At 73.2% G+C, this 14,622-nt stretch carries 14 protein-coding genes; 9 read left to right on the top strand and 5 right to left on the bottom strand.

Going from position 1 to position 14,622, the window contains the following annotated elements; genetic code table 11:
* Positions 1 to 89 precede the first annotated feature (89 nt).
* On the top strand, positions 90 to 1,595 hold the full coding sequence (cobC, locus tag DCW30_RS33800) for an Rv2231c family histidinol phosphate aminotransferase CobC (RefSeq protein ID WP_076686881.1): 1,506 nt from the start codon (positions 90 to 92) through the stop codon (positions 1,593 to 1,595).
* 336 nt (positions 1,596 to 1,931) lie between these two features.
* Entirely contained in the window at positions 1,932 to 2,729 is a 798-nt protein-coding gene (locus tag DCW30_RS33795) for a 2-phosphosulfolactate phosphatase (protein ID WP_076686880.1), read from the top strand.
* A 20-nt stretch (positions 2,730 to 2,749) separates the two neighbouring features.
* Here DCW30_RS33795 and DCW30_RS33790 read toward each other — a convergent pair whose 3' ends face one another.
* A complete protein-coding gene (locus DCW30_RS33790) occupies positions 2,750 to 3,844 on the bottom strand; it encodes an amidohydrolase family protein (protein ID WP_076686879.1) in 1,095 nt (364 codons plus the stop codon).
* A 179-nt stretch (positions 3,845 to 4,023) separates the two neighbouring features.
* Between DCW30_RS33790 and DCW30_RS33785 the strand changes: the two genes are divergently transcribed.
* The 6 genes from DCW30_RS33785 to thpD all read left to right on the top strand — a co-directional run bounded on the left by DCW30_RS33785 (position 4,024) and on the right by thpD (position 9,557).
* Positions 4,024 to 5,124, top strand: a complete 1,101-nt coding sequence (locus DCW30_RS33785) for a pyridoxal-phosphate-dependent aminotransferase family protein (protein WP_237283580.1) — start codon at positions 4,024 to 4,026, stop codon at positions 5,122 to 5,124.
* Between the two features lie 84 nt (positions 5,125 to 5,208).
* Positions 5,209 to 5,736, top strand: coding sequence for a DinB family protein (locus DCW30_RS33780; RefSeq protein ID WP_076686878.1), 528 nt, complete (start codon positions 5,209 to 5,211; stop codon positions 5,734 to 5,736).
* Between the two features lie 495 nt (positions 5,737 to 6,231).
* Positions 6,232 to 6,783 carry a diaminobutyrate acetyltransferase gene (ectA, locus tag DCW30_RS33775; protein WP_076686877.1) on the top strand — a complete coding sequence of 184 codons (552 nt, stop codon included), beginning with the start codon at positions 6,232 to 6,234 and terminating at the stop codon, positions 6,781 to 6,783.
* 70 nt (positions 6,784 to 6,853) lie between these two features.
* A complete protein-coding gene (gene ectB, locus DCW30_RS33770) occupies positions 6,854 to 8,125 on the top strand; it encodes a diaminobutyrate--2-oxoglutarate transaminase (RefSeq protein WP_076686876.1) in 1,272 nt (423 codons plus the stop codon).
* Between the two features lie 53 nt (positions 8,126 to 8,178).
* Positions 8,179 to 8,583 carry an ectoine synthase gene (locus tag DCW30_RS33765; RefSeq protein ID WP_062771849.1) on the top strand — a complete coding sequence of 135 codons (405 nt, stop codon included), beginning with the start codon at positions 8,179 to 8,181 and terminating at the stop codon, positions 8,581 to 8,583.
* A 74-nt stretch (positions 8,584 to 8,657) separates the two neighbouring features.
* Positions 8,658 to 9,557: an ectoine hydroxylase gene (thpD, locus tag DCW30_RS33760; RefSeq protein WP_062771846.1), complete on the top strand. Its 900-nt coding sequence runs from the start codon at positions 8,658 to 8,660 to the stop codon at positions 9,555 to 9,557.
* An 80-nt stretch (positions 9,558 to 9,637) separates the two neighbouring features.
* On the opposite strand, the gene DCW30_RS33755 is transcribed toward thpD, so the two are convergent.
* The 4 genes from DCW30_RS33755 to DCW30_RS33740 form a co-directional block, all read right to left on the bottom strand.
* A complete protein-coding gene (locus tag DCW30_RS33755; protein WP_076686875.1) occupies positions 9,638 to 10,699 on the bottom strand; it encodes an aminotransferase class V-fold PLP-dependent enzyme in 1,062 nt (353 codons plus the stop codon).
* A gap of 22 nt (positions 10,700 to 10,721) precedes the next feature.
* Entirely contained in the window at positions 10,722 to 11,438 is a 717-nt protein-coding gene (locus DCW30_RS33750) for a DsbA family oxidoreductase (RefSeq protein WP_076686874.1), read from the bottom strand.
* A gap of 114 nt (positions 11,439 to 11,552) precedes the next feature.
* Positions 11,553 to 12,161 (bottom strand): DUF1349 domain-containing protein, encoded by a 609-nt coding sequence (locus DCW30_RS33745; protein ID WP_062771837.1) that lies wholly within the window; start codon positions 12,159 to 12,161, stop codon positions 11,553 to 11,555.
* A 4-nt stretch (positions 12,162 to 12,165) separates the two neighbouring features.
* Positions 12,166 to 13,698 carry an aldehyde dehydrogenase (NADP(+)) gene (locus tag DCW30_RS33740; protein ID WP_076686873.1) on the bottom strand — a complete coding sequence of 511 codons (1,533 nt, stop codon included), beginning with the start codon at positions 13,696 to 13,698 and terminating at the stop codon, positions 12,166 to 12,168.
* Positions 13,699 to 13,845: 147 nt separating this feature from the next.
* Here DCW30_RS33740 and DCW30_RS33735 point away from each other — a divergent pair, with 147 nt between their 5' ends.
* Positions 13,846 to 14,619 (top strand): IclR family transcriptional regulator, encoded by a 774-nt coding sequence (locus DCW30_RS33735; protein ID WP_076686872.1) that lies wholly within the window; start codon positions 13,846 to 13,848, stop codon positions 14,617 to 14,619.
* Positions 14,620 to 14,622 lie beyond the last annotated feature (3 nt).

Here is a 14,622-nt window from a genome sequence, read left to right as displayed (position 1 = left end):
GATTGACGCCGCCGGGCGCGCGTCCGCCACCCGGTTTGCCCCACGTTTCCCTTCCTGCTCCCCACCACCTCGTACGAAAGGACCCCTCCATGGATGACGCCCAGGTTCTCGTCGTGGGTGTCGGCGCCTGTGAGGCCGCCCCGGAGGAGGAGGTGCTCGGGCTGATCCGGGACGCCGTCCGCGCCGCCGGTCTCGCCGAGCGGTCGATCGCCGAGCTGGCGACGGTGGACGTGAAGGCGGCCGAGCCGGGGATCGTCGGAGCGGCGGCGCAGCTCGGGGTGCCGGTGGTGGCGTACGCGGCGCGGGACCTCGCGGAGGTCTCCGTGCCGAACCCGTCCCCGGCGTCCAGCGCCGCCGTGGGCACGCCGTCCGTGGCGGAGGCGGCGGCGCTGCGGGGCGGGGGTGAGCTCATCGTCCCCAAGCGGAAGTCGGCGCCGGCGGGCCGCCCGCCGATGGCGACGTGCGCAATCGTCCGCAGGCCGGCGCGTCTCGCGTACGAGGAGCGGCCCGCCGCCGTGGCGCACGGCGACCCGGAGCCCGTGCCGGGGCCGGATCTGCGGCACCACGGGGACGCGGAGGTGCGGGACGGCGGGGCCGGGCTCACCGACCTCGCGGTCAACGTGCGGTCCGACACGCCTCCCGCGTGGCTGAAGGAGAAGATCGCCGCCTCGCTGGACGGTCTGGCGGCCTATCCGGACGGGCGGGCCGCGCGCGAGGCGGTGGCCGCGCGGCACGGTCTGAGCCCGGACCGGGTGCTGCTCACCGCGGGCGCGGCGGAGGCCTTCGTCCTGCTCGCGCGGGCGCTGAAGGTGCGTCACCCCGTGGTCGTGCATCCGCAGTTCACCGAGCCCGAGGCGGCGCTGCGGGACGCGGGGCACGAGGTGGAGCGGGTGCTGCTGCGGGAGGAGGACGGGTTCCGTCTCGACGCGGCGGCGGTGGAGCGGGTCCCGGAGGCGGCCGATCTGGTGGTCGTCGGCAACCCCACCAACCCCACGTCCGTGCTCCACCCGGCGGCCACGGTCACCGCGCTGGCCCGACCGGGGCGGGTCCTCGTGGTCGACGAGGCGTTCATGGACGCGGTGCCGGGCGAGCGGGAGGCCCTCGCCGGCCGCACCGACGTCCCCGGGCTCGTGGTGCTGCGCAGCCTCACCAAGACGTGGGGCCTCGCGGGGCTGCGGATCGGCTACGTCCTCGCCTCCCCCGACGTGATCGCCACGCTGGAGCAGGCGCAGCCGCTGTGGCCGGTGTCCACGCCGGCGCTCGTGGCGGCGGAGGCGTGTGTGACGCCGCGGGCGCTGGCGGAGGCGGGGCACGCGGCGCACCGCGTGGCCGCGGACCGGGCCCACCTGCTGGCGGGCCTCGCCTCGCTCGCGCCCCGCGGGGTGCGGGTGGTGGGCCCCGCGGAGGGGCCCTTCGTCCTCGTACGGGCGCCCGGGGCGGAGGCGGTGCGGGAGCGGCTGCGGGGGGCGGGGTTCGCGGTGCGGCGCGGCGACACGTTTCCTGGCCTGGGGCCCGGCTGGATACGGCTCGCGGTCCGCGACCGCGCCACCACGTCCCGCTTCGTCCCCGCCCTCGCCGCGGCGCTCGGCCCCTGACGGGGCGGGTCTTCCCTGCGGGCCCGAAACCCGCCGGCTCGTGGCTGAGCGGCGGACACGGCGAGGCAGGGGCGGCCCTGGGAGGGCCGGCCCGAGAGCCACTACCACCGCCCGTGAGGGTTCCTCCGCCGCAGGCCGGTGGCCGGTGAGGGGCACCCCCACTCACCCGCTGGCGCCGAAGCGGCGGAAGGGGACGTGGGGCGCGAGCGCAGCGGAGGGACACAGCCCCGCCGAGCCGGCTCCCCCCGGGCCGGGCCGAGTGGCAAGCTCGCACGCGTCACCGCGGCCCGAGCCGCGACCGCGCGCCCAGGAACCGGCCCCCGCGTCAGGAGCCCCATGCCCCCGCACAGCGACCACTGGTCCACCCAGTCCCCGTACGGCGTGCGCTGCGAGTGGGGACTCGACGGCGCGCGACGGCTCACCGCAGCCGGAGACGTCGCGTGCCTGGTCGTGGTGGACGTGCTGTCGTTCACCACGGCGGTGTCCGTGGCGGTGGACGCCGGTACGCGCGTCTTCCCGTACCGCTGGCGCGACGAGACCGCGGCGGCGTTCGCGGGCGCGCGGGACGCCGGGCTCGCGGTGGGACGGGGCGCGGCCACGCCGACGACGCCGTGGTCCCTGTCCCCCGCCGCCCTGCGCGCGGCACGGCTGCCCGCCCGGCTGGTGCTGCCCTCCCCGAACGGTTCGACGATCGCCGCGGCGGCAGCGGACGCCGGCTGTCTCGTGGTGGCGGGGTGTCTGAGGAACGCACGGGCCGTGGGGAGCTGGGCTGCCCTCCACGGCTACGGCTCGGCGGAGAAGCCGCTGGCCGTGGTCCCGGCGGGCGAGCGGTGGCCGGACGGCGGGTTGCGGCCCGCCCTGGAGGATCTGCTGGGCGCGGGCGCGGTGATCTCGGCGCTCGGCACGCCCGGCGGGCTGTCGCCCGAGGCGCGGGCGGCCGTGGCGGCGTTCACGTCGACGCCGGGCCTCGGCGCCGCTCTGGCCGGGTGCGCCTCGGGGCGGGAACTGGCCGCCCGCGCCTACGAGGGCGACGTGGCCCTGGCCGCCGAGTCCGACACGTCGGACGCGGTCCCGCTCCTACAGGGCGGAGCCTTCGACCGGGCGCCGGGCGTTCCGAGCCCTTCGTCCCCGTAGGCCCCGCCGGACCACGCCCCCTAAGCCACGACCCTCCCGTTCAGGATCACCCTCCGTGGTGTCGCCAGGACCGCCACGTCCTGCCGGGGGTCCGACCCGTACACCACCAGGTCGGCGGGGGCGCCCTCCGTCAGGCCCGGGCGGCCGAGCCAGGTGCGGGCGCCCCAGGTCGTGGCCGAGAGGGCGGCCACCGGGGGGATGCCCGCGCGGGTCAGTTCGGCGACCTCGGCGGCCACCAGGCCGTGGGCCAGGGAGCCGCCCGCGTCGGTGCCCGCGAAGACGGGGACGCCGGCGTCGTAGGCCGCGCGGACCGTGTCGTAGCGGCGGTCGTGAAGGCGGCGCATATGGGCCGACCAGCGCGGGAACTTCTTCTCGCCGCCCGCGGCCAGGTCGGGGAAGGTCGCGATGTTCACCAGCGTGGGGACGATCGCGACGCCGCGCTCCGCGAAGAGCGGGATCGTGTCCTCCGTGAGGCCCGTCGCGTGCTCGACGCAGTCGATGCCCGCCTCCACCAGGTCCCGCAGCGAGTCCTCCGCGAAGCAGTGGGCCGTCACGCGGGCGCCGAGCCGGTGGGCCTCCGCGATGGCCGCCTCGACCGCGTCGCGCGGCCAGCAGGCGGTCAGGTCGCCCGCCTCGCGGTCGATCCAGTCGCCGACGAGCTTGACCCAGCCGTCGCCGCGCCGCGCCTCCTGGGCGACGTATGCGACGAGGTCGTCGGGTTCGATCTCATGGGCGTAGTTGCGGATGTAGCGGCGCGTGCGCGCGATGTGCCGGCCGGCGCGGATGATCTTCGGCAGGTCCTCGCGGTCGTCGATCCAGCGGGTGTCCGACGGGGAGCCCGCGTCGCGGATGAGGAGCGCGCCGATCTCGCGGTCGGTCAGCGCCTGCTTCTCCGCGGTGGCGGCGTCCACGGGGCCGTGCGCGTCCAGGCCCACGTGGCAGTGCGCGTCGACCAGGCCGGGCAGGGCCCACCCCTCGACGGTGGCCGTCTCCGTCGCCGGGGTCACCGGGCGGTCGTACGTCACCCTGCCGCCGACCACCCACAGTTCGTCCCGTACGTCCTCGGGCCCGACGAGCACCCGCCCCTTCACGTGCAGCACCGCGTGATCACTCATGGCAGCAGCTTAGGAGGCGGCGATGACGGGCGGTACGGGGTGCCGGGGAGGCGGTGCGCGGGGTGCGGGAAAGGCGTGCGACGGGACGCCGGGAACGTGCCGTATGCGGCGGTCGGTAGGCTCGTGCACCGCAGCCGGACGAACTCGTGAGCGAAGTGAGCAGTGACGTGAGCAGTACTGTGACGCACCCCTTTCTGGACCTGGCGCCGCTGAGCGCCCAGCACTTCGCCGCCATCGAGGCGCGGGTGGCCCGGCTGCTCGGCACCGGACAGGATGTCGTGATCATGCAGGGCGAGGCCCTGCTGCCCCTGGAGGGGTGCATCCGCTCCGCGGCGCGGCCGGGCACGACCGCGCTGAACGTGATCACGGGACCGTACGGGCAGACCTTCGGGAACTGGCTGCGGGACTGCGGCGCGGACGTCGTCGACCTCGCCGTGCCGTTCCACACCGCCGTCACCGCCGAGCAGGTGCGCCGGGCCCTCGCCGAGCGCCCCGAGATCGACTTCGTCTCGCTGGTGCACGCGGAGGCCGCCACCGGCAACACCAACCCCGTCGCGGAGATCGGCGCGGTCGTGCGCGAGCACGGGGCCCTGTTCATGCTGGACGCGGTCGCCTCGGTGGGCGCCGAGCCGCTGCTCCCGGACGCGTGGGGCGTGGACCTGTGCGTGATCGGCGCCCAGAAGGCGATGGGCGGCCCGGCCGGCGTCTCGGCGGTGTCGGTGAGCGAGCGGGCCTGGCAGCGGATCGCCGCCAACCCGCGGGCGCCGCGCCGCTCCTACCTCTCCCTCCTCGACTGGAAGGAGCGCTGGATCGACGCCGGGCGCAAGGCCCTGCTGCACGCGCCCGCGCAGCTGGAGATGCTGGCGCTCGAAGCGTGCGTGGAGCGCATCGAGACGGAGGGCCTCGACGCCCTCATGGCGCGGCACGCCACCGCCGCCGCCGCGACTCGCGCGGGCGCGCTCGCGCTCGGCGGCGGTCTGCGGCCGTACGTGCACGAGGCCGCCGACGCGGCTCCGGTCGCCACCACGCTGCGCGCGCCCGAGGGCGTCGACGCCTCGGACCTGGTCGCCGCGGCGCTCGCCGCCGACCCGGTGCTTCCGCTGGTCGCCGGGGGCGGCGCCCTCGCCCAGGAGATGATCCGGGTCAACCACTACGGTCCCGACGCCACCCGCGGTGTCGTCCACGCCTCGCTGGCCGCGCTCGGCGCCGCCCTGGGCGAGGCCGGTGTCACCGTGGACCTGGAGGGGGCCCGCCGCGCGGTGACGGACGCCTGGAGCTGACCGGCGCGCCGCCCGCGCGGCGAAGGCAGAAGAGCCTCGGGACCCCCTTCCCCCGAGGCGCTCCCGCATGGCAGCGTGCCAGGCATGACCACGCTGCCGGACGGACGCCGTATCCCGCCGCTGACCGCCGACGAGCCGGCCATGCTGGCCGGTTGGCTCGATCTGCACCGCGACACCCTCGCCGTGAAGTGCGCGGGGCTGGACGACGAGCAGACGCTGCGCGCCTGCGTGAAGCCTTCCGCGCTCTCGCTGTTCGGGCTGGTGCAGCACCTGGCCGAGGTCGAGCGGAACTGGATCCAGCGGGTGTTCGCCGGGCGTGACGTCCCGCTGCTGTACGGGATGCCGCCCGGCGGCTTCGCCGTGGACGGGTCGCGGACGTTCGCCGAGGTGCTCGCGGTGTGGGAGCGCGAGGTCGCGGTGAGCCGGGAGATCTGCGCGGGGCGCGACCTGGACGAGACGGGGCGGCTCGGTCCCGAGCAGAGGGTCGTCACCGGCGGCGAGGCCGTGGTCAGCCTGCGCTGGATCCTGGTGCACCTCATCGAGGAGTACGCGCGCCACAACGGCCACGCGGATCTGATCAGGGAGCGCATCGACGGCGTGACGGGGACCTGACATGTGCGAGGGCGTCCACGAAGGCACGGGCGGAGACAGGGGCGCGGGCGCGGCCGGGAACGGGAGCGCGATCACGAGGTCCGCGCCCGCGGCGCCCGCACCCGCGGCGCCCGCGACGCCCGAGAAGCGGGGCCGGAATCGGAATCGGGTGTTCTATTACAGCACCCTCCGCGCCCCCTCGGCCAATTCAGCCGCGCATTCTCATGAATTCTTTATCAGCACAGCTTCCCGTATTCTTCTGCCCGCTTCCCGGGGACCTAAACACTAAGATTTCGACAGCGCCAATCACCGCAATCCGGACGCGCCCGCCAGAGCCCGCACCCCTGTGACGTACTCCACATCGCGTGCGTTTTGTCCGCTATGGCCCGGTCAAATCAAGACAAAAGCCCATGTCTTCATGCGGGCGCGCACCCCCGCGTGATAACACATGGGGCGCGCTTGTGTAACCCCTTTCCCCGATGCAATCCGAGAAATTGCTCGGTAAATTCAATCCGCATGACCGCTGCACAAGCCGATCTACCGACCGACCTGCAAGCGAAATTCCTGGAAATGCCCGAGGGGTTGCGCATCGACAGCCCCGCCGTCGCCGACGGCGCCGCGATCTGGCGGATCGCCCGCGACTCCAAGGTGCTCGATCTCAACTCCTCGTACAGCTACCTGCTGTGGTGCCGCGACTTCGCGGCGACCTCCGTGGTGGCCCGGGGCGCCGACGGGGAGCCGGTCGGTTTCATCACCGGCTACTTCCGGCCCGAGCGCCCGGACACCCTGCTGGTCTGGCAGGTCGCCGTCGATCACGCACAGCGCGGTCGCGGTCTGGCCGGCGCCCTGCTCGACGGGCTGACCGCGAAGGTCACCGCCGGACGTGCGCCGATCACCGTCGAGACGACCATCACGCCGGGGAACACGGCTTCCGAGCGGCTGTTCCTCTCCTACGCGCGGCGCCACGGCGCGGCGGTCGAGCAGAAGATCCTCTTCGACGCGGGTCTTTTCCCCGATGACGGGCACGAGCCAGAAGTGCTCTACCGCATCGGGCCCGTCGGCCGCTGACCGGTTTCGCTCCCCCCGCATGTCCGCAACCCCCCACTCCCACGTCTTTCCATCTCCCAGGAGATCCGCTGTGACCATCACCCAGCCCGACCTGAGCGTCTTCGAGACCCTGGAGTCGGAGGTGCGCAGCTACTGCCGCGGTTGGCCTACGGTCTTCGACCGCGCGCAGGGCAGCCGCATGTTCGACGAGGACGGCCACGAGTACCTCGACTTCTTCGCCGGAGCCGGCTCGCTCAACTACGGCCACAACAACCCGGTCCTGAAACGCGCGCTCATCGACTACCTGGAGCGCGACGGCATCGCGCACGGGCTCGACATGTCGACGACCGCCAAGCGCGCCTTCCTGGAGTCGTTCCAGAACATCATCCTGCGCCCGCGCGACCTTCCCTACAAGGTCATGTTCCCGGGCCCGACGGGCACCAACGCCGTGGAGTCGGCGCTGAAGCTGGCCCGCAAGGTCAAGGGCCGCGAGTCGATCGTGTCGTTCACGAACGCCTTCCACGGCATGTCGCTCGGTTCGCTCGCGGTGACCGGCAACGCCTTCAAGCGGGCGGGCGCCGGCATCCCGCTGGTGCACGGCACGCCGATGCCGTTCGACAACTACCTCGACGGGCGGACCCCGGACTTCATCTGGTTCGAGCGGCTCCTGGAGGACCAGGGCTCCGGCCTCAACCAGCCCGCCGCCGTGATCGTGGAGACGGTGCAGGGCGAGGGCGGCATCAACGTCGCCCGCGCCGAGTGGCTGCGCAAGCTCGCCGATGTGTGCGAGCGCTGGGACATGCTCCTGATCGTCGACGACATCCAGATGGGCTGCGGCCGCACCGGCGCGTTCTTCTCCTTCGAGGAGGCGGGCATCACGCCGGACATCGTGACGGTGTCGAAGTCCATCAGCGGCTACGGCCTGCCCATGTCGCTCTGCCTGTTCAAGCCGGAGCTCGACGTGTGGGAGCCGGGCGAGCACAACGGCACGTTCCGCGGCAACAACCCGGCGTTCGTGACGGCCGCCGCCGCCCTTGAGGCCTACTGGACCGACGGCTCCGCGATGGAGAAGCAGACCCGCGCCCGCGGCGAGCAGGTCGAGCAGGTGCTCGCCTCGATCGTCGAGGAGAACCGCGCCGACATCAAGGAGTTCCGCGGCCGCGGCCTGGTCTGGGGCATCGAGTTCCTGGACAAGGACCGCGCGAGCGCCGTGGCGAAGCGGGCCTTCGAACTGGGCCTGCTCATCGAGACCTCCGGCCCCGAGGGCGAGGTCGTCAAGCTGCTTCCGGCGCTGACGATCACCCCCGAAGAGCTGGACGAGGGGCTGCGCACGCTGGCCCGCGCGGTACGCGAGACCGCCTGACCCGGCGGCTGACCGAGCCCCTCACCCCGTAAGAGAAAAGGAACCGATACACCGTGATCGTCCGTTCGTTCAAGGACATTGAAGGCACCGACCGGCACGTGAAGGCCGCGTCCGGCACCTGGGAGAGCAAGCGCATCGTCCTCGCCAAGGAGCGGGTGGGCTTCTCGGTGCACGAGACCATCCTGTACGCGGGGACCGAGACGTCGATGTGGTACGCCAACCACATCGAGGCCGTCGTCTGCACCAAGGGCGAGGCCGAGCTGACCGACGACACGACCGGTGAGAAGTACACGATCACGCCGGGGACCATGTATCTGCTCGACGGGCACGAGAAGCACACGATGCGGATCAAGGAGGACTTCCACTGCATCTGCGTCTTCAACCCGCCCGTCACGGGTCGCGAGGACCACGACGAGAACGGCGTGTACCCGCTGCTCACGGAGCCGGACGAGGCCTGAGAGCCGCGCGCAGGTCGGCTGAGGTCGGCTGACATCCCGCACAGGGCCGTACGAGAGGAGAGGCAGGCAACACCATGACCACCGCACCCGAACGCACCACAGACCTGTACCCGACCCGAGGCGCCGAAGAGGTGCTCATCGAACGCAAGGACCCCGTCGTGTGGTCCGAGCCGGGTGCCGAAGGGCCGATCTCGGCCGGGGATCTGGCGGGGTTCGAGCGGGACGGTTTCCTGGCCATCGACCAGCTGATCACCCCGGACGAAGTGAGCGTCTACCACGCCGAGCTGGAGCGGCTCGTCAACGACCCGGCGATGCGCGCCGACGAGCGTTCCATCGTCGAGCCGCGGTCGCAGGAGATCCGCTCCCTGTTCGAGGTGCACAAGATCAGTGAGCTGTTCGGCAAGCTGGCCGCCGACCCGCGCGTGGTGGGCCGGGCCCGGCAGATCCTCGGGTCCGACGTGTACGTGCACCAGTCACGGATCAACGTGAAGCCGGGCTTCGGGGCCTCCGGGTTCTACTGGCACTCCGACTTCGAGACCTGGCACGCGGAGGACGGCCTGCCGAACATGCGGACCGTGTCGGTGTCGATCGCCCTGACGAAGAACCACGACACCAACGGCGGTCTCATGATCATGCCGGGGTCGCACAAGACGTTCCTCGGCTGCGCGGGCGCCACTCCGAAGGACAACTACAAGCGGTCGCTGCAGATGCAGGACGCGGGCATCCCGTCGAACGAGACGCTGACCCACCTCGCGTCCGACCACGGCATCCGCCTCTTCACGGGCGAGGCCGGCTCGGCCACGTGGTTCGACTGCAACGCCATGCACGGCTCGGGGGACAACATCACCCCCTATCCGCGGTCCAACGTCTTCATCGTCTTCAACAGCGTGGAGAACACCGCGGTGGAGCCGTTCGCGGCGCCGGTCCGCAGGCCCGAGTTCATCGGCGCGCGGGACTTCACCCCGGTGAGGTGACCGGGGCCGGGTCCGCCCGGCCTGACGTACCCGGGACTCGGCCCGGCGCCCCTCGTGGGCGCCGGGCCGATTTCCGTTCCTCAGCCCGCCAGCACGTCCAGGAGCCGGTCCACGTCCGCCTCGGTGTTGTAGAGGTGGAACGTGGCCCGCAGGTGACCCGCCCGCGCCGCGACGACGACGCCCGCGCGGGCCAGCTCCGGCTCGCGGTCGGCGAGCCCCGGCACCGAGACGATGGGCGACGCACCCGGCACGGGCGCGTGGCCGAGGCCGGCGAGGCCCGCGCGGTAGCGGGCGGCGAGGGCCAGGTCGTGGCGGTGGATGGCGTCGACGCCGATCTCCTCGATGAGGGAGAGCGCCGCCGCGGCCCCGTGGTGGGCGAGGAAGGCGGGCGGCTCGTCGAACCGGCGGGCGTCGGCGACGACCTCGCCGATCGGGCCGTAGGTCGAGTTCCAGGCGTCGGCCGCGGCCAGCCAGCCGCCGTGCAGCGGCGCCAGGGACTCCTGCGCCGCCTCCCCGACCGTCAGGAAGGACGTGCCGCGCGGGCAGAGCAGCCACTTGAAGGCGCCGGTCACGGAGTAGTCGTACGCGCCCGCGTCGAGCGGCTGCCAGCCCGCCGACTGCGTGGTGTCGGCCAGGGTGCGCGCGCCGTGGGCGGCGGCGGCCTCGCGGATCGCCGCGCAGTCCGCCGTACGCCCGTCGGCGGACTGCACGGTGGAGAACGCCACGAGCGCGGTCTTCGGCCGTATCGCGTCGGCGAGTTCGTCCAGCGGCGCGAACCGCGGCTTCAGGTCGCCGCGCAGCACGAAGGGGTTGATCAGGGAGGAGAAGTCGCCTTCGGGGAAGAGCACTTCGGCGCCCGCGGGGAGGGACGCCGCGATGAGGCCGACGTGCACGGCGACCGAGCCGCCCGTCGCCACGCGCGAGGGGTCCACGCCGACGAGGCGCGCGAAGGAGGCGCGGGCCCGGTCGACCGTGGCGAAGTCGCCCGATCCGCTCCGCCCGCCGGAGACGAGTTCCGCCGTCAGGGCCTGTACGGCCTCGGCGGCGCGGCGCGGCAGCAGGCCGCGGACCGCGGTGTTGAGGAAGGTCGTCTCCGGCGCGAACTCGGCGCTGACGTGGTGGTCGATCCCCAGGGAAGTCATGGGATCAACCTAGGGTGCCCGGTCAGGCCCCGGGAACCGCGCATCCGTCGGGACCGCACGCCTCGCCGTCACCGGCGTCCGCGAGGGTGGTCAGCGGGGAACGGCCGCCCCACGCCTGCTCGAGGGCCTGGGTGAACACCTCGGCGGGCTGGGCGCCGGAGACGCCGTACCGGCGGTCGAGCACGAAGAACGGCACGCCGTTCGCTCCCAGCTCGGCGGCCTCGCGCTCGTCGGCGCGGACGTCGTCGGCGTACCTGCCCGGGTCGGCGAGGACGGCGCGCACCTCGGCCTCGTCGAGGCCCGCCTCTGCGGCGAGCTCGACGAGCCGCTCGTCGTCGGCGAAGACGGACCGCTCCTCGGCGAAGTTCGCCCGGTAGAGCAGACCGATCAGCTCGTCCTGGCGCCCCCGCTCCTTGGCGAGGTGCAGCACACGGTGCATGTCGAAGGTGCTGCCGTGGTCGCGGCCTTCGATGCGGTAGTCGAGGCCCTCGGCGGCGGCGTTCTCCCCGAGGCGCCGCTCGCCCTCGCGGGCCTGCTCCTCGGTCATGCCGTACTTGTTCATGAGCATCGGAAGGACCTGCCCGGTGTCGCCCTTGGCGCGGCCGGGGTCCAGCTCGAAGGACCGGTGCACGACCTCCACGGCGTCGCGGTGCGGGAAGGCGGCGAGCGCCTTCTCGAAGCGGGCCTTGCCCACGTAGCACCAGGGGCAGGCGATGTCGCTCCAGATCTCGACGCGCATGTGTGGCTCTTTCCGGGTCGTGCGGTACGCGGGTGCGTGACGGTCGGCGCGGAGGGTCCCCTGCGGGATCCCTCCGCCACCGCCGTCAACACACGGGCGAAGCGGCGCATTCCCCTACGAGCCGTCGCGCAGGCCCTTCGGCCAGTTCGGGCGGAACTCGATGTGGTCGTACGTCACCACGCACCCCTCCCCCACCGGCGACTGCGCCATGAAGCCGACGAGGGCGGCGCCCGCCGACTCCTCGTCGCCGAGCGAGAAGATCCGCACGAACGTCCACCGCTCGCCGTCCGCCGACGCGTGGAAGGCGAACGCCGAGCCCGTGCGGCTGATGCGCAGCCAGGCGCTGGCGCCGTCCACGGTGAAGGCGTTGGCGTCGTCGGAGTGGCCGCGCGTCACGACGGTGCAGACCGTCGGCTCGTCCGGGGAGCGCTCCAGGCAGAGCTTGGCCCACTCCCGCTCGCCGACGTGCAGATAGAGCACGCCCGCGTCGAAGGGCGCCGCGAAGCCGACCGTGACGCGGGCGATCAGCTGGAAGTCGCCTTCCGGCGCGCCCAGCAGGCGCGGCGCGTCGGCGGCGGGGTCGAGCGCCTCGCCGGTCGGCGGCACGAAGCGGTCCTGCCGGGCGCCCGCCCAGCCGGTGAGCACCCCGTCCTCGTGGGACCAGTGGCCGTCGGGGCCGTAGCCGCGCAGGGAGAAGGGGAGCTGGGGGAGGTCGAGGTCCATGGCGTCAGTGTTCCAGGGTCCCGTCGACCCGCCGCGGCAGCCCCAGCGGGTTGTCGTCGCGCAGCTCGGGCGGGAGCAGGGGCTCCGGGGTGTTCTGGTACGCGACCGGGCGCAGCCAGCGCTCGATGGCGGTGCCGCCCACCGAGGTCGACGTGGACGTGGTGGCCGGGTAGGGGCCTCCGTGGTGCTGGGCGGGGGCGACGGCGACGCCGGTGGGCCAGCCGTCGACGAGGACGCGGCCCGCGAGCGGCGTGACCTCGGCCAGGAGTTCGGTGCCGCGGGGGCTCACGCCCGCCGCCTCGTCGGAGGAGAGCTGCACGGTGGCGGTGAGGTTGCCGGGCAGGCGGGAGAGGACGGCGGTGATCTCCGCGGCGTCCTTGTAGCGCGCGACGACGGTGACGGGGCCGAAGCACTCCTCGATGAGCAGGTCGTGCTCGCCCTCGGCGGCGAGCCGTGCCGCGGGGACGGTGAAGAAGCCCGCGCTCACGGTGTGCTCGCCGCCCGCGCCGGGCGTGACGGGGGAGTCGACGTCCGCGAGGCCCGCGCGCTCGCGGACCCCGGCGACGAAGTTGTCCCGCATCCGGTGGTCCAGGAGCACTCCGGCGTCGGTGTCGCCGACCGCATCGGTCAGGGACTTCACGAGCCGGTCGCCGCCCGCGCCCTCGGGGGCGAGGACGAGGCCGGGCTTCACGCAGAACTGGCCGACGCCGAGCGTCATCGAGCCCGCGAGGCCGGTGCCGATCTCCTCGCCGCGCTCGGCGGCGGCGGCCTCGGTGACGACGACGGGGTTGAGGGAGCCCAGCTCGCCGTGGAAGGGGATCGGCACTGGCCGGGCCGCCGCCGCGTCGAAGAGGGCCCGGCCGCCGCGGATGGAGCCGGTGAACCCGGCCCCGGCCACCAGCGGGTGCTTGACCAGCTCGATGCCCGCCTCGAAGCCGTGCACCAGGCCGACGACGCCCTCGGGGATGTCGTGCCGGGCGGCGGCCCTGCGCAGCACGGAGGCGACCAGCTCGGAGGTGCCGGGGTGGTCGGGGTGGGCCTTGACGACGACCGGGCAGCCCGCGGCGAGCGCGCTCGCGGTGTCGCCGCCGGGCACGGAGAAGGCGAAGGGGAAGTTGGACGCGGAGTAGACGGCGACGACGCCGAGGGGGATCTTGTAGCGGCGCAGGTCGGGGATGGGCGGGGTCGCCGACCCGTCGGGGTGGTCGATGACGACTCCGAGGAAGGCGCCCTCGTCGACGATGTCCGCGAAGGCGCGCAACTGGAAGCAGGTGCGGGCGAGTTCCCCGGTGAGCCGGACCGGGCCGAGCGCGGTCTCCGCGTCCGCGGCCTCCACGAGCCGGTCCCCGGCCTCCTGGAGGAGGTCGGCGGCGGTGCGCAGGAAGGCGGTGCGCACCGCGCGGTCGGCCAGGGCGGGGGCTGCGTCGCGAGCGGCGGTGACGGCCAGGCCGACCTCCTCGGCCGTGGCTTCCACCGCAACCTGCTCGCGCTGCTTCCCGGTTCGGGGGTCGACACTCCAGACTGGTGCTGCTGCCACCGTGGATTCCCTTTCCAGAGGTAATGCAAGAGGTCATGCAAGAGGTGCCGCTCACCCGGGCTGTTCGATATGCTGAACACTGTCTCTGCTGATGAATGAGCGGGGGCTTCGGAGACTATTTCTCGGCGAACTAAGGGGTCAAGGGCGATGTCGGCTGGCGAGACCGGAGGCGGCGCGCAGGTCAAGTCCGCCGTGCGCACGGTGGAATTGCTCGAATACTTCGCGGGCCGCCCCGGCATGCACTCCCTGGCGGCCGTCCAGGAGGCCGTGGGCTATCCGAAGTCGAGCCTCTACATGCTGCTGCGCACCCTGGTCGAGCTGGGCTGGGTGGAGACCGACGCCACCGGCACGCGGTACGGCATCGGCGTGCGCGCGCTGCTCGTCGGCACGTCCTACATCGACGGCGACGAGGTGGTGGCCGCGGCCAGGCCGACCCTGGACCGGCTCTCCGACGACACCACGGAGACCATCCACCTGGCGCGGCTCGACGGCACCAACGTCGTGTACCTCGCCACCCGCCAGTCCCAGCACTATCTGCGGCCCTTCACGCGGGTGGGCCGCAGGCTGCCCGCGCACTCCACCTCGCTCGGCAAGGCGCTGCTCGCCACCCACACCGACGAGCAGGTCCGCACGATGCTCCCGGAGACGCTGCCGGCGCTCACCGAGCACACCATCACCGACCGCGAGAAGCTCATCGAGGAGCTGCGCGCGGTGCGCGAGCAGGGCTTCGCGGTGGACCGCGAGGAGAACACGCTGGGGCTGCGCTGCTTCGGCGTCGCCATCCCGTACCGCACGCCCGCGCGTGACGCGATCAGCTGCTCGGTGCCGGTGGCGCGGCTCACCCCGGCCCATGAACAGATGGTCAAGGACGCCCTGTTCGACGCGCGCGACCGGCTGACACTGGCGACTCGTAGGCTCTGACGC

The sequence above is a fragment of the Streptomyces alfalfae genome, from assembly GCF_004127445.1.
Classification (GTDB): Bacteria; Actinomycetota; Actinomycetes; order Streptomycetales; family Streptomycetaceae; genus Streptomyces; species Streptomyces alfalfae.
The sequence above is the reverse complement of the archived record's forward strand: the minus strand, read 5'-3'. Positions and strand labels throughout refer to the sequence as shown.

Excerpts from the sequence above, each read along its gene's own strand:
- DCW30_RS33735 (WP_076686872.1), top strand. The coding sequence starts at position 13,846 with ATGTCGGCTGGCGAGACCGGAGGCGGCGCGCAGGTCAAGTCCGCCGTG.
- thpD (WP_062771846.1), top strand. The coding sequence starts at position 8,658 with ATGACCACCGCACCCGAACGCACCACAGACCTGTACCCGACCCGAGGC.
- cobC (WP_076686881.1), top strand. The coding sequence starts at position 90 with ATGGATGACGCCCAGGTTCTCGTCGTGGGTGTCGGCGCCTGTGAGGCC.
- DCW30_RS33795 (WP_076686880.1), top strand. The coding sequence starts at position 1,932 with ATGCCCCCGCACAGCGACCACTGGTCCACCCAGTCCCCGTACGGCGTG.
- ectA (WP_076686877.1), top strand. The coding sequence starts at position 6,232 with ATGACCGCTGCACAAGCCGATCTACCGACCGACCTGCAAGCGAAATTC.
- DCW30_RS33745 (WP_062771837.1), bottom strand. The coding sequence starts at position 12,161 with ATGGACCTCGACCTCCCCCAGCTCCCCTTCTCCCTGCGCGGCTACGGC.
- DCW30_RS33790 (WP_076686879.1), bottom strand. The coding sequence starts at position 3,844 with ATGAGTGATCACGCGGTGCTGCACGTGAAGGGGCGGGTGCTCGTCGGG.
- DCW30_RS33780 (WP_076686878.1), top strand. The coding sequence starts at position 5,209 with ATGACCACGCTGCCGGACGGACGCCGTATCCCGCCGCTGACCGCCGAC.
- DCW30_RS33750 (WP_076686874.1), bottom strand. The coding sequence starts at position 11,438 with ATGCGCGTCGAGATCTGGAGCGACATCGCCTGCCCCTGGTGCTACGTG.
- DCW30_RS33755 (WP_076686875.1), bottom strand. The coding sequence starts at position 10,699 with ATGACTTCCCTGGGGATCGACCACCACGTCAGCGCCGAGTTCGCGCCG.